Origin of the sequence: Tatumella citrea, assembly GCF_002163585.1 — a bacterium.
In the GTDB taxonomy this organism is placed as follows: Bacteria; Pseudomonadota; Gammaproteobacteria; order Enterobacterales; family Enterobacteriaceae; genus Tatumella; species Tatumella citrea.
In genome coordinates, this window is record NZ_CP015579.1 from 4182352 (window position 1) to 4207181 (window position 24830).

General features: G+C 50.2%; 19 protein-coding genes, 2 tRNA genes, 2 rRNA genes and 1 riboswitch. Of the genes, 8 read left to right on the forward strand and 15 right to left on the reverse strand.

All coding sequences use genetic code 11. The features are described from left to right. Positions 1-56 precede the first annotated feature (56 nt). Together crcB and mntP are read right to left on the reverse strand one after the other, a co-directional pair. Complete coding sequence (gene crcB / locus A7K98_RS19810; RefSeq protein WP_087490083.1) at positions 57-434, reverse strand: fluoride efflux transporter CrcB; 378 nt, start codon at positions 432-434, stop codon at positions 57-59. Positions 435-527: 93 nt separating this feature from the next. After that, a riboswitch (Fluoride riboswitch) is annotated at positions 528-604 on the reverse strand. Between the two features lie 122 nt (positions 605-726). Continuing rightward, positions 727-1299 (reverse strand): manganese efflux pump MntP, encoded by a 573-nt coding sequence (mntP, locus tag A7K98_RS19815; RefSeq protein WP_087490084.1) that lies wholly within the window; start codon positions 1297-1299, stop codon positions 727-729. A 338-nt stretch (positions 1300-1637) separates the two neighbouring features. Here mntP and A7K98_RS19820 point away from each other — a divergent pair, with 338 nt between their 5' ends. Both A7K98_RS19820 and mqo read left to right on the forward strand, forming a co-directional pair. Then, the gene (locus tag A7K98_RS19820) at positions 1638-1880 is read left to right on the forward strand and encodes a DUF1158 family protein (protein WP_087490085.1); all 243 of its coding nucleotides are present in this window, start codon (positions 1638-1640) and stop codon (positions 1878-1880) included. 513 nt (positions 1881-2393) lie between these two features. Then, entirely contained in the window at positions 2394-4037 is a 1644-nt protein-coding gene (mqo, locus tag A7K98_RS19825; protein WP_087490086.1) for a malate dehydrogenase (quinone), read from the forward strand. A gap of 204 nt (positions 4038-4241) precedes the next feature. Here mqo and A7K98_RS19830 read toward each other — a convergent pair whose 3' ends face one another. Further along, a complete protein-coding gene (locus A7K98_RS19830) occupies positions 4242-4865 on the reverse strand; it encodes a glutathione S-transferase family protein (RefSeq protein ID WP_087490087.1) in 624 nt (207 codons plus the stop codon). 351 nt (positions 4866-5216) lie between these two features. On the opposite strand from A7K98_RS19830, the gene yhjD reads away from it, so the two are divergent. From yhjD to A7K98_RS19850, 3 genes are all read left to right on the forward strand, one after another. After that, on the forward strand, positions 5217-6254 hold the full coding sequence (gene yhjD / locus A7K98_RS19835; RefSeq protein WP_087490088.1) for an inner membrane protein YhjD: 1038 nt from the start codon (positions 5217-5219) through the stop codon (positions 6252-6254). Between the two features lie 268 nt (positions 6255-6522). After that, positions 6523-7857: an MFS transporter gene (locus A7K98_RS19845; protein WP_087490090.1), complete on the forward strand. Its 1335-nt coding sequence runs from the start codon at positions 6523-6525 to the stop codon at positions 7855-7857. 134 nt (positions 7858-7991) lie between these two features. Then, the gene (locus tag A7K98_RS19850; RefSeq protein WP_087490091.1) at positions 7992-8615 is read left to right on the forward strand and encodes a LysE family translocator; all 624 of its coding nucleotides are present in this window, start codon (positions 7992-7994) and stop codon (positions 8613-8615) included. A gap of 167 nt (positions 8616-8782) precedes the next feature. Here A7K98_RS19850 and ilvC read toward each other — a convergent pair whose 3' ends face one another. After that, positions 8783-10261 carry a ketol-acid reductoisomerase gene (ilvC, locus tag A7K98_RS19855; protein WP_087490092.1) on the reverse strand — a complete coding sequence of 493 codons (1479 nt, stop codon included), beginning with the start codon at positions 10259-10261 and terminating at the stop codon, positions 8783-8785. A gap of 162 nt (positions 10262-10423) precedes the next feature. Here ilvC and ilvY point away from each other — a divergent pair, with 162 nt between their 5' ends. After that, positions 10424-11305 carry an HTH-type transcriptional activator IlvY gene (ilvY, locus tag A7K98_RS19860; protein WP_087490093.1) on the forward strand — a complete coding sequence of 294 codons (882 nt, stop codon included), beginning with the start codon at positions 10424-10426 and terminating at the stop codon, positions 11303-11305. On the opposite strand, the gene ilvA is transcribed toward ilvY, so the two are convergent. The 6 genes from ilvA to ilvL form a co-directional block, all read right to left on the reverse strand. Further along, positions 11306-12853: a threonine ammonia-lyase, biosynthetic gene (gene ilvA, locus A7K98_RS19865; protein WP_087490094.1), complete on the reverse strand. Its 1548-nt coding sequence runs from the start codon at positions 12851-12853 to the stop codon at positions 11306-11308. 6 nt (positions 12854-12859) lie between these two features. After that, entirely contained in the window at positions 12860-14710 is a 1851-nt protein-coding gene (ilvD, locus tag A7K98_RS19870; RefSeq protein ID WP_087490095.1) for a dihydroxy-acid dehydratase, read from the reverse strand. A 65-nt stretch (positions 14711-14775) separates the two neighbouring features. Beyond that, the gene (gene ilvE / locus A7K98_RS19875; RefSeq protein ID WP_087490096.1) at positions 14776-15705 is read right to left on the reverse strand and encodes a branched-chain-amino-acid transaminase; all 930 of its coding nucleotides are present in this window, start codon (positions 15703-15705) and stop codon (positions 14776-14778) included. 12 nt (positions 15706-15717) lie between these two features. Beyond that, positions 15718-15981, reverse strand: a complete 264-nt coding sequence (gene ilvM, locus A7K98_RS19880; protein WP_087490097.1) for an acetolactate synthase 2 small subunit — start codon at positions 15979-15981, stop codon at positions 15718-15720. Next, complete coding sequence (gene ilvG, locus A7K98_RS19885; RefSeq protein WP_087490098.1) at positions 15978-17624, reverse strand: acetolactate synthase 2 catalytic subunit; 1647 nt, start codon at positions 17622-17624, stop codon at positions 15978-15980. Before ilvG ends, ilvM begins: the two co-directional genes overlap by 4 nt. 150 nt (positions 17625-17774) lie before the next feature. Beyond that, positions 17775-17873 carry an ilv operon leader peptide gene (gene ilvL, locus A7K98_RS21445; RefSeq protein ID WP_157666024.1) on the reverse strand — a complete coding sequence of 33 codons (99 nt, stop codon included), beginning with the start codon at positions 17871-17873 and terminating at the stop codon, positions 17775-17777. Positions 17874-18200: 327 nt separating this feature from the next. Between ilvL and A7K98_RS19890 the strand changes: the two genes are divergently transcribed. Further along, positions 18201-19721, forward strand: a complete 1521-nt coding sequence (locus tag A7K98_RS19890; RefSeq protein WP_087490099.1) for a YifB family Mg chelatase-like AAA ATPase — start codon at positions 18201-18203, stop codon at positions 19719-19721. Positions 19722-19794: 73 nt separating this feature from the next. Here A7K98_RS19890 and A7K98_RS19895 read toward each other — a convergent pair whose 3' ends face one another. Then, positions 19795-20133: a DUF413 domain-containing protein gene (locus tag A7K98_RS19895; protein ID WP_087490100.1), complete on the reverse strand. Its 339-nt coding sequence runs from the start codon at positions 20131-20133 to the stop codon at positions 19795-19797. Between the two features lie 121 nt (positions 20134-20254). Here A7K98_RS19895 and hdfR point away from each other — a divergent pair, with 121 nt between their 5' ends. Continuing rightward, entirely contained in the window at positions 20255-21079 is an 825-nt protein-coding gene (hdfR, locus tag A7K98_RS19900) for an HTH-type transcriptional regulator HdfR (protein WP_087490101.1), read from the forward strand. Between the two features lie 144 nt (positions 21080-21223). Here hdfR and A7K98_RS19905 read toward each other — a convergent pair. From A7K98_RS19905 to A7K98_RS19920, 4 genes are all read right to left on the reverse strand, one after another. Beyond that, positions 21224-21299, reverse strand: a tRNA-Trp gene (locus A7K98_RS19905). Between the two features lie 8 nt (positions 21300-21307). Next, positions 21308-21384, reverse strand: a tRNA-Asp gene (locus tag A7K98_RS19910). A 100-nt stretch (positions 21385-21484) separates the two neighbouring features. Beyond that, a 5S ribosomal RNA gene (rrf, locus tag A7K98_RS19915) occupies positions 21485-21600 on the reverse strand. A gap of 171 nt (positions 21601-21771) precedes the next feature. After that, positions 21772-24675: ribosomal RNA gene (locus A7K98_RS19920) — 23S ribosomal RNA — on the reverse strand. Positions 24676-24830: the final 155 nt, after the last annotated feature.

Genomic DNA, 24830 nt, shown 5'->3' on the forward strand with positions numbered 1-24830 from the left:
ATCACCAGATTAACGGATCTGTCATCAAAGCTTAATGAAATTTACTTATTGACCGTTTAACCAATAAAACTCATCAGTGCGAAGCCGGCAAACGTCATCATCAGTGTCCCGAACAGATGCAGGCTGGCACTGGCCATGGCCCACAGATACTTTCCGGATTGCAGCATGCCCATCAGTTCAGCCGAAAAAGTAGAGAAAGTCGTCAGACCACCACACAACCCGGTGGTAATCAGCAATTTCCACGCAGGATCTAACTGCGGGTGACGGGCAAACCAGGCCAGCGCGCCGCCGATGATAAATCCACCAACCAGGTTAACCAGCAATGTGCCCAGCGGCAGATCGGCAAACAAAGGGTTAAACCGCATCGCACACCACCAGCGCAGTAAACAACCGGCACCACCACCCACTAAAACAGCCATGAAAGAATTAAACATATCGGATTCCAGAATCAACGTGCCGCAGGGGGAATTGGGAAGTGGCAGAAATTATCACCTGACACACCAAAACCCCCGGCAGACGGGTTAAGTATTATGTCAGGCGTCATCAGCCGCTCAGGTCTCAGAGCGGCGGTTGGTTGAGGTGGAACACCATCACCCCACAGTAAAAATGTACGGCTTTCCGGGGAGGTCAGCGCAGATCATTAATTCTGTAAAACGGATAATAACCTGTGAACGATTATCAGACAATATTCACCGGCCAGAAGAGATAAGCGGCCGGCCACAGCGATTAACTAAACAGTCCCAGATGTTCGACAAGGATGGTACAACCGATACCTACCAGCACGACACCACCGAGAACTTCGGCCCATTTCCCAAGCAATGGGCCGATAAATCTGCCCACTAATACTCCCGTGGTGGCCATAATGGTTGTTGCCGCACCAATCGCAAACGCAGTAACAACAATATTGACCTGCAAAAATGCCAGACCCACTCCGACGGCCAGAGCATCCAGGCTGGTAGCAACTGCGGTCATTGCCAGTACCATAAAGCCATGGCGCTCAGGTGCGACGCATTCATCAACCGCACCCTGGCGGAAGCCGCCAATCACCATTCTGCCGCCCAGTACTGTCAACAGAATAAAGGCAATCCAGTGATCCCATGCCATCACATATTTGCTGGCAGCCAGGCCAATGCCCCAGCCAATCAGCGGGGTAAGCATTTCGATTCCACCAAAAATAAATCCGGTACGTAAGGCTTCTTTAATTCCCGGTTTTTTGAGGGTGGCGCCCTTCCCCAATGCTGCTGCAAACGCATCCATCGACATGCCAAAGGCAAGAATAATTGTAGTAATTACGTCCATTAGGTTTCATCGCTCAGACTTGTCTCTCAGGACAATATAAGGGGTGGCAGTGTAGACCTGTCACCGAATGAAGCGCAGTTTATCATGATTATATGAATTAAAAAAGACAGTAAAATCAGGGCCTTAGTTATAGCAAAGGCTATAATTCATAACATTCGCTAAGTTAATGCTAAGTTAATGGAAAATAAGGAACTCCCGGAAAAAATCATCGTCATGCCAGGCCATCGCTAACGCACCATACCGACGCAACCATGCCAGCAACAGGGGTCTGGCGATTGAAACCTTTCGGAAATTCCCGGAGAATACTCCGCATTCTCTTTTGCCCTGGCAGGGTCACGATGAAAAATCCGCTTGAAAGTTTACTTATCCCCGGTGGCATATTATTGCTGGGTTTACTGTCTGCATTATTGCTGCCTGCACCGGCCTTCGGGTTGCCTTTGGCGAAAAAGCTGATGTCAGTGTTGCACATTATGGATTTAAACCAGCTGTACACCATCGTGTTTGGGATCTGGTTCTTATTGCTTGGTGCGGTGGAGTTTTTCGTGATCCGTTTCCTGTGGCGAAGATTCGCCCCCCGGTAATCTGTTGCTTCTCCCCGGAGAGTCGGGGAGAACCGTCACCAAGAAACAAATCGATAACAAATAAGATACAAAAACTGCGATATCCCTGTCTGTTCTCTCCTCTCGCATAACACAATAAATATATTTCATTATCAATTAGTTAATAAGCTATTTTTTTTTGAGCTTGCTCACGGTTTTATCTTCTGATTTATCTGTTTCATTTAAACACCAAAAAATATAACCACCTGAAATAAAACGATTTTAAATTTATTTCATTCTCACTTTTACGATATTTTGGATTTATTTATTTATTAAAAACTCTCGGGCAAACACTTGTTTAAATTCGGGGCAAAAATGTTATATTCATAGGTAAAACATATAACCTGTTATTAACTCCTGACCACTGTGACACGGGAAATAACAGGATAACTTTTGGCCAGTCAGACAAGCACCATACGCTTACCTAAACGGCCCCTTTTTTGCTCGTAAACCTGTCAGGGTAAGGCTCCTGACAGCCAGAGGAGATGTTGCCTCATGTGTAAATCAACCATGAACCTTTCTCTCGCTATGAGTGCCGCCGCCGGTACTGCGCAGAAGGTTCAGAATGGAAAAGACGTTGATGTGCTACTGATCGGCGCCGGTGTGATGAGTGCCACACTGGGAACTTTTCTGCAGGAGCTGGAACCCGAATGGACACTGGAAATGGTGGAGCGACTGTCTGATGTCGCTGAAGAATCCTCTAATGGCTGGAATAACGCAGGTACAGGGCACTCCGCACTGGCCGAACTGAACTATACCCCGCAAAAAGCAGACGGTTCGATCGATATCAGCAAAGCTGTCGCGATTAATGAATCCTTCCAGATTTCACGCCAGTTCTGGGCTGCTCAGGTAGAAATGGGCCGTCTGAACCGCCCGGAAACTTTTATCAATACCACCCCGCATATGAGTTTTGTCTGGGGTGATGATAATGTGGAGTTCCTGCGTAAACGGGTTGCTGCACTGAAAGCCAGCACTCTGTTTCGTGGCATGGAATATTCTGAAGATCCACAGCAAATTGCCCGCTGGGTTCCTCTGTTGATGGAAGGACGCAAACCCGGAACCCGGATTGCTGCCACCCGCACCGAAATCGGAACCGATGTTAATTTTGGTGAAATTACCCGTCAGCTGATTAGCGCACTGCAGAAACATGAGACCTTTACGTTACGCACCCGGCAGGAAGTTCGTGAAATCAGCCGCTTGCCTGATGGGCGCTGGCAGGTCACGTTGCAGGACCTGCAATTAAAATCTCAGCGACAACTGATTGCCAGACACGTGTTTATCGGGGCTGGCGGTGCAGCATTACCTCTGCTGCAAAAATCCGGAATTCCGGAAGCTCGCCGCTTTGCCGGTTTCCCGGTCGGTGGCTCATTTTTGGTTACCGAAAATCCGCAGCTGGTGAGTCAGCATCTGGCAAAAGTTTACGGGAAAGCCAGCGTTGGAGCCCCTCCAATGTCTGTTCCTCATGTAGATACCCGTATGCTGGATGGAAAACAGGTTCTGTTGTTTGGCCCGTTCGCGACCTTTTCTACTAAATTCCTGAAACAGGGTTCATTGCTGGACATGTTCAGTTCAATGACCGCCTCTAACCTGCTGCCAATGCTGCAGGTAGGTACCAAAAATATCAATCTGATCAAATACCTTATTGGCCAGGTATTACAGAACGATAATGACCGGATGGAGGCTTTGCAGAATTATGTACCAAATGCCCGTCCTGAAGACTGGCGGTTGGTCACTGCAGGTCAACGTGTACAAATTATCGAAAATGACAGTAAACAGGGCGGAGTGTTACGTCTGGGGACCGAAATTGTGACATCTCAGGATGGTACTATTTCAGCCTTGCTCGGAGCATCCCCTGGTGCATCAACCGCAGCTAAAATTATGCTGGATTTGATGAGTAAGATTTTCCCGACGGAAATGGCCTCATCCGGATGGCAGCAAAAAATTCGCCAGATGATACCGTCCTACGGAACTTCACTTGACGGAAATGTCGCCGCAACCGAGCAGGTGCTCTCATCCACCAGCCATATTTTGCAGTTAGATTACCGTGCACCGGAGACCTCTGTCACGGAAAAGGCCAGTCAGCCAATTTCGGCGGCCAATGATGAAGGCCATGACACGGAGAATGTCGTGGGAAAGTAAATAAAGAGTGAATGCTTACTTACTTTTATCAACCGGTAAAAGTAAGTGACTTGTCGGCAATCACTCATTACCTCTGGCTGCTTAGCGATTCTGCAACGCCTGGCAGCCTCAGTATCACATTTCTTCTGGCCGTAACTTCCGCATAAAAATGTTAGTGAGTACACACATCAATCGTGTACTCCATCTTTCCTCTGCCACACAGGATTACGGAGTGCCGTTTCGCCCCCAAAGCACATAGCCTTGTCGTTCGGTGAGCAACTGATAATACTGCCGGACTGCAGGATAATCAGGTCGCTCCAGAGGAGTTTCATACCAACGATTCACCGCCAGACCGACCGGAATATCAGCCAGTGTGAAATCATCTCCGGCAACATAACTGCCGGTTTTCTCAAGTTGTTGATTGAGTATACCCATCGTGTAATTCCAGCCTTTACAGGCTGCAGCCAGCAATTGCGGATCCTGATGGCCCGGCGACTGGCGGACCAGTGCCGTAAAAGCATAACGCCATGAGGTATTTAGCTCAGTCGCCTGCCAGTCCATCCACTGATCAGTCCGCGCCCGCAATTGCGGCTCTACCGGATAAAGTGCATCAGCCTGTCGGGAATTCGCCAGATAACGAAGAATGGTATTCGATTCCCATAACACAAAGTCTTCATCGCGGATGACAGGTACCATCCCGTTTGGATTCATCCGAAGCAGCTTTGGGCTATGGCTGACCTTGTCACTCTCCCCAATATCTTCGCGCTGATAGATAATATCCAGTTCCTCACATAACCATAATACCTTGCGGACATTAATCGATGACTCTTTCCCGTAAATGACCAGCATCCGGAATTCTCCTGTCAGCAGCTTACAACCAGCTATCTGCTGGCCTGTCAGAATAAATATAATACAACCTGCTACTCCTGAGACGGTTAAAACACCGGCTAACTGAAGCAGAGCATCTTTTCAGCCTCTGACAGGTCTGATTTCCACCACCGCTGACCAGAAAATATCCCGGAACATCAGCTGTTTGTCAGAGTCTGTCTGAGACCGGAAACAGCGAGCATTTCGCCGTTTCGGTACCCTTCACCACTCTTCTGAGCCTTCACTCCCGGACATAACCGGTTCGTCGCAGGGCGATTTGCCAGCTATACTTATCCTGTTATTCATCAACTTATATAAGGATCCCTGACCTTCATGGTAGAAAAAAAGCTTGCACCCGACGGAGAGAATCAGCAGCCGGCCCCCCTTCTGAAAACCGGTAACCCGTCTGTTGACCGCTCAATCACCCGCGCCTCGGAAGGCATTCACTGGTTTCGCAGGATACCAGCTGTTGCTCATTTTCTGCGGGCTATTGAACGTTTTAATGACCGGCTTGGAAGCCAGTTTGGTGCAGCCATTACCTATTTTTCTTTCCTGTCGATTATCCCGATTTTAATGGTTTCCTTTGCTGCCATCGGTTTTATTCTGGCATCAAACCAAAATCTGCTGGCCGAACTCATTGAAAAAATTGTCAGCAGTATTAGTGATCCCACTCTGGCCGGGACGTTGAAGAGCACGGTGAATACCGCTATTCAGCAACGTACCACGGTGGGTATTACCGGTTTATTACTTGCGCTCTATTCCGGTATCAGTTGGGTAGGTAATTTGCGCGAAGCTATTCGTGCACAGTCCCGGGATGTCTGGGAACGAACCGAAAGGGATCACGAAAAAATATGGCGCAAATATATTCGTGATTTTATTTCCCTGACAGGTCTGATGCTGGCACTGGTGATCGCCCTGTCGCTGACTTCCGTGGCCGGGTCTGCACAGGCGGCTATTGTCCATGCATTGGGTCTGGACCATGTGGACTGGCTACGCCCTGTGATGACCATCATTGCTCTGGCGATTTCTGTTTCAGCTAATTTCCTGATATTCCTTTGGATATTCTGGATACTGCCACGCCACCAGCCGCCGAAAAAAGCCCTGTTGCGCGGCACTTTGCTGGCAGCCATCGGCTTTGAAGTCATCAAGTTTATTATGACCATCATGCTGCCCAAAGTAGCATCTTCACCGTCAGGAGCCGCTTTTGGGTCTGTACTGGGTCTGATGGCCTTTTTCTACTTTTTTGCCCGACTGACTCTGTTTTGTGCCGCGTGGATTGCTACGGCTCAGTATGAAGGCACATCTGAGGAGGATAACGACCCGCAAGACAGACCTCCGGAAGAAATATCACAAAATGTAAGCGAAAATTAATTCAGTTAAAAACTTCACTCTGCGGATGTTTTTAGTACAAAAAGGCCAGATTAAAGTTATTCACTCACTTTTTTTTGGCCTTAAATTAGTGGAATACTCTAAAAAACCCCCTAACCTCCGTTGCCATCTGTCGGCAAAAACACCACATCGGAAATTATCCACTTTTCGGCAGCATAACCGCGCCAAATCAGGGAGTTTCATGATTGAAGGCCATAAAACAGCTGCTAATATGGTTCGTCTACTGTTACAAAAATAAGAATCTATTATTATGCAAAGCAGCAATACTGAACCTTACTCGTCACCTGCAGAATCCCCCCCGGTGAATTCAAGAAGCAAAGTGCTTGTCGCCTCTCTGGTAGGAACTGCCATTGAGTTTTTTGACTTCTATATTTATGCCACCGCTGCGGTCATTGTATTTCCGCATATATTTTTCCCGCAGGGTGATGCCACTGTAGCAACACTCCAGTCGTTGGCGACCTTCGCCATCGCTTTTGTTGCCAGACCCATCGGGTCCGCCATTTTTGGCCACTTCGGTGACAGAATCGGTCGTAAAGCGACCCTGGTAGCCTCACTACTCACCATGGGCGTTTCCACCGTAATTATCGGGCTACTGCCGTCTTATTCCACCATTGGTGTTGCCGCACCTCTGTTGCTGGCTCTGGCTCGTTTCGGCCAGGGACTGGGACTCGGTGGTGAATGGGGAGGAGCTGCATTATTGGCGACCGAAAATGCTCCGGCCAAAAAACGCGCCCTGTATGGTTCTTTTCCGCAGCTGGGAGCACCGATTGGCTTCTTCTTCGCTAATGGTACTTTTTTGCTCCTTTCGTGGTTGCTGACTGATCAGCAGTTTATGGACTGGGGCTGGCGTGTGCCGTTTATTTGCTCGGCTATCCTGGTCATCATTGGTTTATATGTTCGTGTTTCACTGCATGAAAGCCCGGTTTTTGCCAAAATCCAGAAAGAAAATAAACAGGTGAAAGTTCCGATTGGTACTTTACTGTCAAAGCACCTGGGCGCGACCATACTCGGCACATTTATTATGCTGGCCACATATACGCTGTTCTATATTATGACCGTCTATTCGATGAGTTTCGGAACTGCGCCGGCACCGGTCGGGCTGGGCTTCTCGCGTAACAGTTTTCTGTGGATGCTGATGATTGCGGTAATTGGTTTTGGGGTAACGATCCCGATTGCCGGAATGCTGGCTGACCGTTTTGGTCGCCGCCAGACGATGATTGTTATCACCCTGCTGCTGATTGGCTTTTCTCTGCTATTTCCGGTGATGTTAGGTTCCGGATCGCCGTTAATGGTGATGCTGTTCCTGTTAGCCGGCCTGAGCATCATGGGTCTTACCTTCGGACCTATGGGAGCACTACTGCCTGAATTGTTCCCGACAGAAGTTCGTTATACCGGTGCGTCCTTCTCTTATAATTTGTCATCTATCCTGGGTGCCTCTGTGGCGCCATACATCGCGACCTGGTTAAAAGCCGAGTATGGCCTGTTTGCGGTGGGCTTGTATCTGGGAACCATGGCTGTAATCACTCTGCTGGCATTAATCATCAGCAAAGAGACCCGCCATCAGACTTTATTTGATGCAACCTGATTAACCGGTTCTTCCCTGCTTTCAGGGAAGAACCTCCCTCCTGCCTCTGCTTTCCTTTTGACGCGAATACATTGTCTGTACTGACAACAATTGTTATAACCTTTCCTTCTGCCCCTGCCTTGTGAGATTGAATAATGACTGTCACAGAAAGCCTGATTGCCTATACATTTACCGCCGGATTACTGACTCTGACACCGGGACTGGATACTGCGCTGGTTCTGAGAACCGCCACTGTTGAGGGGCGTAAGCAGGCAGTCCGTGCTGCTCTGGGAATCAATATCGGGTGTATTCTGTGGGGGTTCGCCGTCGCCTGTGGGCTGGGAGCTCTGATCGCTGTTTCTGAACTGGCCTATGATGTACTGAAGTATTGCGGTGCCGCCTATCTATGCTGGCTGGGCCTGGGAATGCTGCTACGCCCGCGTAAAGGAATTACCAGCGCTGATGACAAACACCAGAAAAAAGACACTAACTGGCTGCTGCGTGGCATTACGGGTAACCTGCTGAACCCGAAAGTCGGTATTTTTTACGTATCCTTTTTACCGCAGTTTATCCCACAGGGCCATTCACTGTTCTTCTGGACTCTGGGGCTGGTCGGGATTCATATGTTACTGGGAATTTGCTGGCTGATGACACTGATTGCTGCAACCCGGCCACTGAGCGCTTTTTTCAAACGTCCGGCCGTCGTCACTACCATGGACCGTGCTACCGGTGCCGTTCTGCTGTCATTTGCTGCAAAGCTGGCCTTTAGTAAACGCTAACTTCATCTCAACGGACCATTCATGGAGTGGCCCGGTCAAAGGCAATAATTCTCTGCTTCTGCCTGCCTCATATCAGCGACGCAATAAATATTACAGACAAAAAAACTGCCCCCCGAAACCGGAGGGCAGTTCATCTGACAATACAGTACGTCGCTTACAGCCTGGACTTAACCGGCAACAGCAATACGTTTCATGTCAGTCATATAACCACGCAGTTTGCTACCCACAGCTTCGATTGGGTGATGACGAATCGCTTCGTTAACGTCACGCAGCTGCGCGTTATCAACCGCATTGCCGCTCAGGGTTTCCTGACCTAAATCACCAGTCTGCAACGAAGCCATAAAGTCTTTCAGCAGCGGTACCGCAGCAAATGAGAACAAATAGTTACCATATTCAGCAGTATCAGAAATAACCACGTTCATTTCATACAGACGCTTACGGGCAATGGTGTTAGCAATCAGTGGCAGCTCATGCAGTGACTCATAGTAAGCTGATTCTTCGATGATGCCGGAAGCAACCATGGTTTCAAACGCCAGTTCAACCCCGGCTTTAACCATCGCGATCATTACTACACCCTGGTCATAGTAATCCTGCTCAGCGATTTTACCTTCAAACTGTGAAGCGGTTTCGAACGGGGTTTTCCCGGTTTCTTCACGCCAGGTCAGCAGATCTTTATCATCATTCGCCCAGTCAGCCATCATTCCGGAAGAGAATGCACCAGAGATAATGTCATCCATGTGTTTACGGAACAGCGGAGCCATGATCTCTTTCAGTTGCTCAGACAGCTCATAAGCACGCAGTTTTGCCGGGTTAGACAGACGATCCATCATCAGCGTAATACCGCCGAATTTCAGGGATTCAGTGATAGTTTCCCAACCAAACTGGATCAGTTTTTCTGCATAGGCCGCATCAGTACCTTCAGCCACCAGCTTGTCGAAGCACAGTAAAGAACCTGCCTGCAACATACCACACAGGATAGTCTGCTCACCCATCAGGTCAGATTTAACTTCAGCAACGAAAGAAGATTCCAGAACACCAGCACGATGACCACCGGTCGCCGCTGCCCAGGCTTTAGCAATCGCCAGACCTTCGCCTTTCGGATCATTTTCAGGGTGAACGGCGATCAGAGTAGGAACACCGAAACCACGTTTGTATTCTTCACGAACTTCGGTACCCGGACATTTCGGAGCAACCATCACCACGGTAATATCTTTACGGATAGTTTCGCCAACTTCAACGATGTTAAAACCGTGCGAATAGCCCAGTGCAGCGCCGTCTTTCATCAGCGGCTGAACTGCCTGAACAACAGCTGAGTGCTGTTTGTCCGGAGTCAGGTTAACCACCAGGTCAGCCTGTGGGATCAGTTCTTCATAGGTACCCACTTTAAAACCGTTGTCTGATGCTTTACGCCATGAGGCACGCTTCTCGGCAATCGCTTCTGCACGCAGGGCATAAGCAATATCCAGACCGGAATCACGCATATTCAGACCCTGGTTAAGCCCCTGAGCGCCACAGCCGACAATCACGACTTTTTTGCCTTTCAGAAAGCTGGCTTCATCTGCAAATTCATCGCGAGACATAAAACGGCATTTGCCTAACTGCGATAACTGGTTGCGCAGATTCAGAGTGTTGAAATAGTTAGCCATGGGTACTCCGGTTTGGTTGTGTTTGTATTTATCAGGTATTCAGCGGCATTCATTGCGTCACTGAGAATACCTACATCATATGTCAGGATTTCTATTGCTTAAATTGATATATTAACAACGTCATATTGCAATAAGTGCAATACATCACCGGGGCTGGCTACGATGGATTTACGGGACCTGAAATTATTTCTTCATCTGGCAGAAAGTCGTCATTTCGGGCAGACGGCTCGCGCCATACATGTCAGCCCTTCCACACTGTCGCGGCAGATTCAACGGCTGGAAGAAGAGGTAGGCCACCCGTTGTTTGTACGAGATAACCGTTCAGTTGCACTGACCGAGGCAGGGGAGACTTTCAGCCAGTTTGCCCGCCAGACCCTGCTGCATTATCAGCAGTTACGGCATTTGATGGATCTCAACAGTCCTTCCCTGAGCGGGGAATTGCACCTGTTTTGTTCGGTAACAGCTGCCTACAGTCATCTGCCACCGATTCTCGATCGTTTCCGGGCAGAACATCCGCAGGTCGAAATTAAATTATCCACCGGTGACCCGGCCGATGCCGTCCAGAAAATCAGCTCCGGTGAAGCAGACCTGGCAATTGCGGGGAAACCTGAGTCACTGCCTTCCGGTATTGCCTTCAATCCACTGGATGTGTTGCCGCTGGCACTGATCGCTCCGGCATTGCCCTGCCCGGTCCGCAGCGCGGTCAATGAAGCAGATCCTGACTGGAGCAGCATTCCGTTTATTTTCCCCGAACAAGGCCCTGTCCGACGCAGCGTTGATCTTTGGCTGCGACGCAGAAAAATCACCAGTCCCCTGATATATGCCACAGTAGCGGGGCATGAAGCGATGGTGTCGATGGTAGCATTAGGTTGCGGAGTGGCATTACTGCCGGTGGTAGTTCTGGATAACAGCCCGGAACCGGTCCGTAACCGTATTATGTCGCTGCCGGTGAGCGATACCGGTGAGCCGCTGGAACTGGGAGTTTGTGTGCAGAAGAAGCGGCTCGGAGAGCCGCTGGTGAATGCATTCTGGGATTTACTGTAACTACCGGCCAGCCAGGAAGAAACGAAACGCAGGGTTATCGCTTTCATCATGAAAGTCATAGCCAAGGGCTGTCAGATGTTCAGCGAAACGTGGTTCATTATCGCTCAGCTCGAAGGCCGCCAGTACCCTGCCGTAATCGGTGCCATGGCTCCGGTAATGGAATAGTGAAATATTCCAGTGCGTACCCAGGGTTTGCAGGAATTTCAGCAATGCTCCGGGAGATTCCGGAAACTCAAAGCTGTACAGTCTTTCCTGCAATGGTTTCCCTGGTCTGCCCCCAACCATATAGCGAAGGTGCAGCTTCGCCATTTCGTCATCAGACAGATCAACAACCTGATAGCCACCTTCGCTCAGTTGGCGAACAATCTCGGCACGTTCTTCCAGACCACGGGTTAAGCGGACTCCGACAAAAATGCAGGCATTTTTATCATCGGCATACCGGTAATTAAATTCGGTCACCGCGCGTCCGCCAAGAATCTGGCAGAATTTCAGAAAACTACCCTGCTGTTCCGGAATGGTAACTGCCAGCAAAGCTTCACGTTGTTCTCCGAGCTCGCAACGCTCCGATACATAACGCAGCCCGTGGAAATTCACATTCGCGCCGGAAAGCACATGCGCCAGTCGCTCATCTTTGATGTCATGCTGTTGAATATATTTTTTCATTCCTGCCAGTGCCAGTGCGCCGGAAGGTTCGGCGATGGCACGCACGTCTTCAAAAATATCTTTCATTGCTGAGCAAATGGCATCACTGTCCACAGTCACAATATCGTCGAGGTATTGCTGACACAGACGGAATGTTTCACTGCCCACCCGTTTAACCGCCACACCTTCAGCAAACAGACCAACCCGTGGTAAATCTACAGGTTCTCCGGCATCCAGTGCCGCTTTCAGGCAGGCGGAATCTTCGGCTTCTACCGCAATCACCTTGATTTCCGGCATCAGTTGTTTAATCACAACTGCCACACCGGCAGCCAGACCACCGCCGCCCACCGGCACGAAAATCCGGTCGATATGCGCATCCTGCTGCAATAATTCCAGCGCCAGTGTCCCCTGCCCGGCAATCACTGCCGGGTGGTCGAACGGAGGCACAAAGCTGTAACCATGTTGCTCTGCCAGCTCTATGGCTTTCGCCTTAGCTTCATCAAAGTTTGCACCGTACAGATAAGCTTCTCCGCCAAACGCACGAACAGCATCTACTTTGATATCAGCAGTCGCGACTGGCATAACAATCAGAGATTTTATCCCGCGGCGACTGGCAGAGAGCGCTACTCCCTGAGCGTGGTTACCTGCCGAAGCAGTAATCACACCCTGTGCTCTTTGCTGTTCATTCAGGCCGGCAATCATTGCGTAAGCACCACGCAACTTAAAACTATGAACCGGCTGACGATCTTCACGTTTAACAACGATAGTATTGCCGAGTCGCTCTGACAGTTTCTCCATTTTCTGCAACGGAGTAATTTGAGTAACCTCATAAACCGGAGAACGCAGGGCGGCATGAAGATACTCCGCACCCGTAGGTGCGGACGAAAGAGGTTTGGAAGCAGCCATGATCAGTTATCCCCCCAGTTTGCTCTTATCACGTACAGCGCCTTTATCGGCACTGGTTGCGAGAGAGGCGTAAGCACGCAGGGCGAAAGAGACTTCACGCTGACGGTCACGCGGGGTATAGGCCGCACTTCCGCGCGCTTCTTCTGCGGCACGACGAGCCTCAATTTCTGCTTCGCTGATATCCAGGCTGATAGTACGGCCAGGAATATTGATATCGATGGTATCGCCGTCTTTAACCAACGCGATAGCACCACCATTGGCTGCCTCAGGAGAAGCATGACCAATAGACAGGCCGGATGTGCCGCCAGAGAAACGTCCGTCGGTGATCAGAGCACAGCTTTTTCCCAGTCCCATCGATTTCAGATAGGTAGTAGGGTAGAGCATTTCCTGCATGCCCGGGCCACCTTTAGGACCTTCGTAGCGGATAACAACAACATCACCGGCCACTACTTTTCCGCCCAGAATAGCTTCAACCGCATCATCCTGGCTTTCATAGACTTTCGCCGGGCCACGGAAGGTCAGGATCTCTTTATCCACACCTGCGGTTTTTACAATACATCCGTCCAGCGCCAGGTTGCCGTACAGCACAGCCAGTCCACCGTCCTGAGAGAACGCATGTTCACGGGTGCGAATACAACCGTTTTCACGGTCATCATCCAGCGTATCCCAGCGACAATCCTGAGAGAATGCCTTAGTGGTACGGATACCGGCAGGGCCGGCACGGTACATTTTTTTCACCGCTTCATCGGACGTCAGCATGATGTCGTAGTTATCCAGAGCTTCACGCAGAGTGGTTCCCAGGATGTTCGGTACAGAAGTATCCAGCAGTCCTGCGCGATCCAATTCTCCCAGAATCCCGATAACGCCACCGGCGCGGTGAACATCTTCCATATGGTATTTCTGAGTACTTGGCGCAACTTTACACAGGTGTGGAACTTTGCGGGATAACCGGTCGATATCAGAAATATCGAAATCGATTTCGCCTTCCTGAGCCGCGGCCAGCAGGTGCAGAACTGTGTTGGTTGATCCGCCCATCGCGATATCCAGCGTCATCGCATTTTCAAAAGCAGCCTTGCTGGCAATGTTGCGTGGCAGCACGGAAGCATCATCCTGCTCGTAGTAACGTTTAGTCAGGCCGACAATGCGTTTACCTGCATTGATAAACAGCTGCTCACGATCCGCATGAGTTGCCAGCAGAGAACCGTTCCCCGGCTGAGACAGACCCAATGCTTCTGTCAGACAGTTCATTGAGTTAGCGGTAAACATCCCTGAGCAGGAACCACAGGTCGGACAGGCAGAACGTTCAATCTGCTCACTGTCAGCATCACTGACATTCGGGTTTGCACCCTGAATCATCGCATCCACTAAATCCAGTTTGATGATTTTGTCAGACAGCTTGGTTTTACCGGCTTCCATCGGACCACCGGAAACAAAAATAACCGGAATGTTAAGACGCAGAGATGCCATCAGCATTCCCGGGGTGATCTTGTCGCAGTTAGAAATACAGACCATCGCATCTGCACAGTGCGCGTTGACCATATATTCTACAGAGTCCGCGATCAGTTCACGCGACGGTAATGAATACAGCATTCCGCCGTGACCCATAGCGATACCATCATCAACGGCAATGGTATTAAATTCTTTGGCGACACCACCGGCAGCTTCGATCTGCTCGGCAACCAGTTTACCCAGATCACGCAAGTGAACATGACCAGGTACAAACTGAGTGAATGAGTTAACAACTGCGATGATAGGTTTACCAAAATCATCATCAGTCATTCCGGTCGCGCGCCATAGTGCGCGGGCTCCCGCCATATTTCGCCCATGGGTGGTGGTAGCGGAACGGTACTTAGGCATGCTCTGTTTACTCCAGTCTGAAAAAAAATCGCGGACATCATCTGCCCGCGTTATCTGTCGAGTTATTATGGGTTGACCTGATCCAGCCAGCCCCATTTATCTTCTGTTTCACCGGTAAACAGGCCAAAGAAAGCCTGCTGAATACGTTTAGTCACAGGACCACAACGACCTTCGCCTACCTGAATTCCGTCAACACTACGCACCGGGGTAATTTCGGCAGCAGTTCCTGACATAAAGACTTCATCTGCCAGATACAGTGATTCACGTGACAGAACCTGCTCGCGAACTTCGATGCCCAGCTCTGCTGCCAGTTTGATGATAGCATCACGGGTAATTCCCGGTAAGGCTGAAGAGGTGAATGGCGGGGTAAACAGAATGCCATCCTTCACTTCAAACAGGTTCTCACCTGCACCTTCAGACACATAACCATTTACATCCAGGGCAATACCTTCCTGATAGCCGTGGCGACGAGCTTCGCTGCCAACCAGCAGAGAGGACAGGTAGTTACCACCGGCTTTTGCCGCGGTAGGAATAGTATTGGCTGCTACACGGTTCCATGAAGAAACCATCGCATCAATACCCTGCTCCAACGCTTCAGCACCCAGATAAGCTCCCCACGGGAACGCGGCAATAATCACATCAGTGCTAAACCCTTCCGGTGGGTTAACGCCAAGCCCGACATCACCGACAAAAACCAGTGGACGGATATATGCACTTTTCAGATTGTTGACGCGTAATACTTCACGACATGCTTCCATCAGCTCATCAACACTCTGTGACACCGGGAAGCGATAAATTTTGGCAGAGTCACGCAGACGTTGCATGTGTTCACGGTGACGGAAGACAACCGGGCCTTTGTGCGAATCGTAGCAGCGCACACCTTCAAAGACCGAAGTACCATAGTGCAGAGCATGAGACATGACGCTGACTTTGGCTTCTTCCCATTTAACCATTTCCCCGTTGAACCAGATAAACTCTGCTTTTTTAGTACTCATTTTTCTGTCCTTTTACGCTTCGGCGTGGATTTGTTGTGTTGTCTGTTGTGTAACCCGGACGCTGGTAACGTCCATCAGTTTGGTCAGTTGCGCTGTCAGTAAATCAATCGGACGCAGGCTGGTCACAGTCATTGCGATACTGACATGCTCGCTGTCGTGCGCCTGAGACATATTCATGGCGCAGATGCGGAATCCCCGGTGGCGAACCACCCGCAAAATACGCTCTAATATTTCAGGGCGGTACTGTGCTTCGATAGACAATTGATGCTGGTTCATAAGGTTTCCTCGATCATATCGGCATTACTGGCGCCAGGCGGAACCAATGGCCAGACGTTTTCATACTCATCAATGCTGACATGCAGGAAATATGGACCGTCACTGTTCAGCATAGCTTCCAGCGCACCATCAATCTGGTCTTTACGACTGATTCTCTGCCCCGGGATACCAAAAGCACTCGCCAGAGTCAGGAAGTCCGGGTTATCCGTCAGATACGTTTCGCTGTAGCGTTGGTCAAAAAATAATTGCTGCCACTGGCGTACCATGCCCAGTCGCTGGTTATCCAGCAGCAGAATTTTTACCGGCAGCTTACGCCGTTTAATGGTACCCAGCTCCTGAATATTCATCATTATCGAGCCGTCTCCCGAAACGCAGATCACAGGGTCCTGCGGGCAGGCAACCTGCGCCCCAACTGCTGCCGGTAAACCAAACCCCATGGTTCCGAGACCACTGGAGGTGATAAAACGATCCGGAGCATCAAAGTCCATATGCTGAGCAGCCCACATCTGATGCTGACCTACATCGGTCGTTACAATGGTCTGCGGAGATTTTCGCTCTGAGAGGGTTTTTAACAATGCCGGGGCAAAAATAGCCTCACCCGGATGATTATATGCAGGGGTAAAATCCCGCTTCATCGCCGCCGCAGAACTCCGCCATTCAGCAATGTCCATCGGCTGAACCAGGGCCGGTAATAACTGCTGCAGGCTACCCTGCAACGAAACATGCGCCCTGCGCAGTTTATTCAGCTCTGCAGGATCAATATCCAGATGGATAACAGCAGCATTAGGCGCAAAAGTATCCAGTTTGCCGGTAACCCTGTCATCAAAGCGAGCGCCGACAGCGATCAGCAAATCGCATTCCTGCACTGCCAGGTTTGCGGCTTTACTGCCATGCATACCCAGCATTCCCAGGTAAGTTTCATCCTCGGCGGATACTGAGCCCAGGCCTTTCAGTGTGCATACTGAAGGGATACCGGTAGTTTTCAGAAACTGACGCAGTGCCGGAACAGCACCGGCAATACCCACGCCACCACCGGCATAAATCACCGGCTTTTTCGACCGGACCATTAACTGTCGTGCTGCTGTCAGCTCAGCTTCTGGCAACGGCAACATGTCAGCAGCTTGTGGCTGGCTCTCAACAAAATCTGCGGAACCCAGCTGAATATCTTTAGGAATATCGACCAGAACCGGCCCCGGGCGACCAGATGCGGCAATCTCGAAAGCACTGGCGAGTACCGCCGGCAGCTCTTCCAGCGACTGAACCAGAAAACTATGTTTGGTACAGGCCAGCGATAAGCCTAAAACATCGATTTCCTGAAATGCATCGGTACCCATTACAGCAGAAGAGACCTGTCCGGTGATTGCCACCACAGGTACGGAATCCATCATTGCATCGGCCAGTCCGGTAATCAGATTTGTTGCTCCCGGACCAGAGGTTGCAATACACACTCCGGTTTTTCCTGTTGCCCGCGCATAGCCAATCGCTGCCATAACCGCACCTTGTTCATGCCGGCACAGCAGGTGTTCCACACCACCATCATAGAGTGCATCGTAGACTGGCATGATTGCCCCGCCCGGATACCCAAAAACGGTTTGAATCCCTTGTGTCCGTAATGCCTGAACTACCCACTGTGCTCCAGTCATGGCTATTCTCCTGCCTTTTGTCGGGAACAACAGAATTTTGTGCTAGGTTTCATATTCTGCTCCACATTAAAATACTGTAAGACCTGAAGACCAAAAAAAAACCCCCGGACCTGTCGGTGCGGGGGTTCTCTTTCGATTAAGGCTTGATTTTTAAGCCTTTCTTTCTCCGAGTGCAGCCCCGCGCGATGGTAGAATAATCACCACCACACTAATCACGACCAGGCTAATCACTCGTAGAAGGGCTTTCATAATAAGTACAATAATTCGCTTAATTCGAAGTAATGCCTAAAGAGTTATCATAGATTCATGCCTGGTGACAACTTTTTTCTGCGTTTATTTCCCGCGCTAATCCACAGGATTTTTTTAACTTACTGATAAGTATTAGTTATATGTAAAAAACATTTTTAGCGGTTTTTTCGACAGGAAAACAGAAAAACCCCGGAAGGCGCTCACATTTCAACCGAAGCAAATCTCCCACCTGGTCGCCTGCTTGTGCATTGATACGCAAAAATGGTCAATTTATCCGCAACATCCCGGCCTGGCGTTTTACACTGCCATTCAACACAAGGAGAGAATATGTCATTAGCCAGAGTAATGACCCGGGCAAGCATTGGCATTGACGCCCCACTGGTGACCATCGAAGCCCATCTGAGTAGCGGATTGCCCGGGTTAACTTTAGTTGGTCTTCCGGAAACGGCAGTCAAAGAAGCCAGGGAGCGGGTACGTAGTGCCATGATTAACAGCGGGTTTAGCTTTCCTGCCAGACGTATTACTGTCAATCTTGCTCCGGCGGATATGCCCAAAGAAGGGGGGCGCTATGACTTACCCATTGCTATTGCGATTCTGGCAGCTTCTGAGCAGATTCCGGCATCATCCCTTATCCGGCTAGAGTTTCTGGGAGAACTGGCACTGAATGGCGCTCTGAGGCCGGTCAGAGGAACTATTCCAGCAGTACTGGCCGCGCTGGGTGACCAGCGGACCATGATTCTTTCGCGGGCTAATGAGGCAGAAGCAGGGTTGATTACACAAGGGCCCTGTTATGTTGGTGAGACCTTGCTCGATATCTGCCACTTTCTGCACGGCAAGAGTGAGCTTCCAAAGGCTGAAAATAACCTGCCTGCTCCTTGTCGTCAGCATCCTGACCTGCAGGATATTATTGGTCAGCAACATGCCAGGCGAGCGCTGGAGATCACGGCTGCAGGTGGCCACAATCTGCTGCTGATCGGCCCACCAGGGACCGGAAAAACGATGCTGGCAACCAGACTACCAGGCATTCTTCCACCACTTAGTCGTGATGAAGCCCTTGAATGCACCGCTCTGCTGAGCCTGAGCAGAGATACTCCTCCTGCATCGCTTTGCTCAGACCGCCCTTTTCGCGCTCCACATCATAGTTCATCGATGTTTGCTCTGGTCGGAGGGGGTGCATTACCCCTGCCGGGAGAGATCTCGCTCGCACACAACGGAGTATTGTTTCTTGATGAGCTACCGGAATTTCAACGCAGATCACTCGACTCACTGAGAGAGCCTCTGGAATCAGGCGTCATCGCCATTTCCCGGGCAAAAGCAAAAATCACCTACCCGGCAAGATTTCAGCTGATAGCGGCAATGAACCCTGCCGCATCGGGACATTACGAGGGTATTCATCAACGTCAGACTCTCAGCCAGCTATTACGCTATCTGAATCGCCTCTCAGGGCCTTTTCTCGACAGGTTTGACCTCTCCCTTGAGGTTCCCCTGTTACCCCCGGGAACTCTGGCTCAGCAAACCCTGAGTGCAGAGTCATCAGCCCGGGTCCGCGGCAGGGTTATTGAGGCACGGGAGTTGCAGCAGCAAAGAGCAGGAAAAGTAAATGCGTTGATGGATAACAAAGAGGTCAGAAAATTCTGTCAGCTTCGTGTTGAAGATGCGCAATGGCTTGAACAGGCATTACTGGCACTCGGGCTTTCCGTCAGAGCATGGCAGCGTATTTTAAAAGTTTCCAGGACTCTGGCAGATCTTCAGCAACAACCGGATATTTCCCGGCAGCACCTGCAGGAAGCCCTGAGTTACCGGGCAATGGACAGGTTACTACAACGCCTGCATAAACAGCAGTCATGACACACCGCGTTACAGTTGAGCTGGTAATTTCAGGTATAAAAAAAGGGCCAATGGCCCTTTCTGATGTTTTATCTTAATCGTCGCTGTCATTAAACTCTTCGACGGTATCCATCTGCGGCTTGCCACCAGATAGTGTGTGGAAACGTTTTGGACGTTTAATTCTGGCCATGTATTTTGACCAGACACGTTCTGCTTCCGTTTCCGGCTCACGTACACCGCGGCAAACTTCGACAAACAGGCGTTCTTCTTCAGTTGCTGGCTCGCGTTTAGCAAGATCAAGCTCATTGAAGGCAAAGCCATGACGCTCAAGAAGCTGAGCTTCCTTAATGGTAAAATCACCGTGGCGTGAGAACCCGCGCGGGTAGTTTTTGTTATCAAAAAAGCGATTGGTTGTGGTAAAGCTATCCGTCATTTTACACGCTCCTAACTCTTTTATGGTCGTGTGATTTATGGCGCGGAGTATTAGATACGCTTGACAAAGTGTAAAACAAAAGATTTAAATCAATACGATTAGTAATTTTGGAGATGTAATTGTGGACACTGAATTGCTGAAAACTTTCCTGGAAGTAAGCAGAACACGCCATTTTGGAAGAGCTGCAGAAGCGTTGTATCTGACTCAGTCTGCAGTGAGTTTTCGCATTCGCCAACTGGAAAATCAGTTGGGTGTGAATCTGTTCACCCGGCATCGTAACAACATCCGCCTGACTTCTGCCGGGGAGCGTTTGTTGCCCTATGCAGAAACGCTGATGAATACCTGGCAGATCGCTAAAAAAGAGGTGTCTCTGTCGCTGCAACATCATGAGCTAACCATTGGCGCCAGCACTGCCTTGTGGGAGGCCTACCTGACTCCATGGCTGAAGAGTCTCTACGAGACCAGGGATAATCTGCATATTGAGGCCAGAGTCGCTCAGAGACATCTGCTGGTTAAACAGATTCATGAACGACAGCTCGATGTTCTGATCACTACTGAAGCCCCAAAAATGGATGAATTATCCAGTCAGCAAATTGGTCATATTTCGCTGGCACTGTTTCGCTCTCGTCATTCGGAGAAAAAAGAGAAATATCGCTATATCAAACTGGAATGGGGTGCCGATTTTCATCAGCATGAGTTTTATCTGTCTGGCAATGAAGATACCCCGGTACTGACCACCACATCAGCTCATATCGCCCGTGATTTATTACATACCACTGAGGCCTGTGCATTTCTGCCAGAATACTGGCAAACACTTTATAAAGATCTGGTTCAGGTGGCAGATACCGCTACCGTGGTACGGCCGCTATATGCAGTCTGGCTGCAAAACAGCGATCAGCAGTCGGCACTAAAACAGTTGCTGAAGGTTCCGATTGTTTCACGCTAACAGATTTCGGGTGTTACAGGACTAATTGCAGGTAAAACTGGCAGAAGTGGTTAAATGACCGGCGAAATCCGGTCAGAAGAAAGCAGAATGTAGTCAGTTTCAGGCAAAAAAAAATCCTTCGCTAAGCAAAGGATTGTTTTTTTCTGGCAGGGGCGGAGGGACTCGAACCCCCAACACCCGGTTTTGGAGACCGGTGCTCTACCAATTGAACTACGCCCCTAAATAGGGTGGCGGAACGGACGGGGCTCGAACCCGCGACCCCCTGCGTGACAGGCAGGTATTCTAACCAACTGAACTACCGCTCCACCGATTCTGTACTGAACTCAGAAACTGTCTGAACTCAGGTATTTCACCTTTTACCCGTCACGGTAAAAGTCATGACCATTATTCCGGTCGTAATTGGATGCCTGGCAGTTCCCTACTCTCGCATGGGGAGACCCCACACTACCATCGGCGCTACGGCGTTTCACTTCTGAGTTCGGCATGGGGTCAGGTGGGACCACCGCGCTCTAGCCGCCAGGCAAATCTTGGTGCACGGAACAAATCTTTTTCGTTCCCGCTAATTCTTAAAATCGCTCTGCTCTTGCGGAGAATACGTTCGTCCGCAGAACACTGCTAATTCTTAATTGTTCTTTAATCTGGAACTTCGCTGAAAATTCTTTGCGTCTCTCGCAAAACGCCTCTGGCGTTGTAAGGTTAAGCCTCACGGGTCATTAGTACCGGTTAGCTCAATGCATCGCTGCACTTACACATCCGGCCTATCAACGTCGTCGTCTTCAACGTCCCTTCAGGACTCTCAAGGAGTCAGGGAGAACTCATCTCGGGGCAAGTTTCGTGCTTAGATGCTTTCAGCACTTATCTTTTCCGCACTTAGCTACCGGGCAATGCCATTGGCATGACAACCCGAACACCAGTGGTGCGTTCACTCCGGTCCTCTCGTACTAGGAGCAACCCCCCTCAATTCTCCAGCGCCCACGGCAGATAGGGACCGAACTGTCTCACGACGTTCTAAACCCAGCTCGCGTACCACTTTAAACGGCGAACAGCCGTACCCTTGGGACCTACTTCAGCCCCAGGATGTGATGAGCCGACATCGAGGTGCCAAACACCGCCGTCGATATGAACTCTTGGGCGGTATCAGCCTGTTATCCCCGGAGTACCTTTTATCCGTTGAGCGATGGCCCTTCCATTCAGAACCACCGGATCACTAAGACCTGCTTTCGCACCTGCTCGAACCGTCACTCTCGCAGTCAAGCTAGCTTATGCCTTTGCACTAACCTCACGATGTCCGACCGTGATTAGCTAACCTTCGTGCTCCTCCGTTACTCTTTGGGAGGAGACCGCCCCAGTCAAACTACCCACCAGACACTGTCCGCAACCCGGATGACGGGTCTACGTTAGAATATCAAACATTAAAGGGTGGTATTTCAAGGATGGCTCCGTACGAACTGGCGTCCGTACTTCAGTGCCTCCCACCTATCCTGCACATCAAGGCTCAATATTCAGTGTCAAGCTATAGTAAAGGTTCACGGGGTCTTTCCGTCTTGCCGCGGGTACACTGCATCTTCACAGCGATTTCAATTTCACTGAGTCTCGGGTGGAGACAGCCTGGCCATCATTACGCCATTCGTGCAGGTCGGAACTTACCCGACAAGGAATTTCGCTACCTTAGGACCGTTATAGTTACGGCCGCCGTTTACCGGGGCTTCGATCAAGAGCTTCTCCTTGCGGATAACCCCATCAATTAACCTTCCGGCACCGGGCAGGCGTCACACCGTATACGTCCACTTTCGTGTTTGCACAGTGCTGTGTTTTTAATAAACAGTTGCAGCCAGCTGGTATCTTCGACTGGCTTCAGCTCCGGGAGCAAGTCCCTTCACCTACGCGCCAGCGTGCCTTCTCCCGAAGTTACGGCACCATTTTGCCTAGTTCCTTCACCCGAGTTCTCTCAAGCGCCTTGGTATTCTCTACCTGACCACCTGTGTCGGTTTGGGGTACGATTTCGTGTTACCTGGAGCTTAGAGGCTTTTCCCGGAAGCAGGGCATTTGTCACTTCAGTACCGTAGTACCTCGTCATCACGCCTCAGCCTTAAGAAGTTCCGGATTTGCCTGGAACCTCAGCCTACACGCTTAAACCGGGACAACCGTCGCCCGGATGACATAGCCTTCTCCGTCCCCCCTTCGCAGTAACACCAAGTACAGGAATATTAACCTGTTTCCCATCGACTACGCTTTTCAGCCTCGCCTTAGGGGTCGACTCACCCTGCCCCGATTAACGTTGGACAGGAACCCTTGGTCTTCCGGCGAGCGGGCTTTTCACCCGCTTTATCGTTACTTATGTCAGCATTCGCACTTCTGATACCTCCAGCAGACCTCACAGCCCACCTTCAACGGCTTACAGAACGCTCCCCTACCCAACAACACATAGTGTCGCTGCCGCAGCTTCGGTGCATGGTTTAGCCCCGTTACATCTTCCGCGCAGGCCGACTCGACCAGTGAGCTATTACGCTTTCTTTAAATGATGGCTGCTTCTAAGCCAACATCCTGGCTGTCTGAGCCTTCCCACATCGTTTCCCACTTAACCATGACTTTGGGACCTTAGCTGGCGGTCTGGGTTGTTTCCCTCTTCACGACGGACGTTAGCACCCGCCGTGTGTCTCCCGTGATAACATTCTCCGGTATTCGCAGTTTGCATCGGGTTGGTAAGCCGGGATGGCCCCCTAGCCGAAACAGTGCTCTACCCCCGGAGATGAATTCACGAGGCGCTACCTAAATAGCTTTCGGGGAGAACCAGCTATCTCCCGGTTTGATTGGCCTTTCACCCCCAGCCACAGGTCATCCGCTAATTTTTCAACATTAGTCGGTTCGGTCCTCCAGTTAGTGTTACCCAACCTTCAACCTGCCCATGGCTAGATCACCGGGTTTCGGGTCTATACCCTGCAACTTAACGCCCAGTTAAGACTCGGTTTCCCTGCGGCTCCCCTATACGGTTAACCTTGCTACAGAATATAAGTCGCTGACCCATTATACAAAAGGTACGCAGTCACACCATAAAGGTGCTCCCACTGCTTGTACGTACACGGTTTCAGGTTCTTTTCACTCCCCTCGCCGGGGTTCTTTTCGCCTTTCCCTCACGGTACTGGTTCACTATCGGTCAGTCAGGAGTATTTAGCCTTGGAGGATGGTCCCCCCATATTCAGACAGGATACCACGTGTCCCGCCCTACTCTTCGAACTCACGATGTGTGCATTTTCATGTACGGGACTTTCACCCTGTATCGCGCGACATTCCAGACGCTTCCACTAACACACACACTGATGATGGTTCAGGGCTGCTCCCCGTTCGCTCGCCGCTACTGGGGGAATCTCGGTTGATTTCTTTTCCTCTGGGTACTTAGATGTTTCAGTTCCCCAGGTTCGCCTCGTTAACCTATGAATTCAGTTAACGATGATGCACTGAGTGCACCGGGTTTCCCCATTCGGACATCGCCGGCTGTATCGGTTCATATCACCTTACCGGCGCTTTTCGCAGATTAGCACGTCCTTCATCGCCTCTGACTGCCAGGGCATCCACCGTGTACGCTTATTCGCTTAACCTCACAACCCACAGACGTCTTGCAACGACTATGAATCGTAAAAGTTTTTGAGAGACTCTGAATAACTTTCGTCATTCATTGTTTTCAAATTTTCAGCTTGTTCCGGATTGTTAAAGAGCAATATCTTAAACATGACTCGTAAGTCATCTTTAAGAT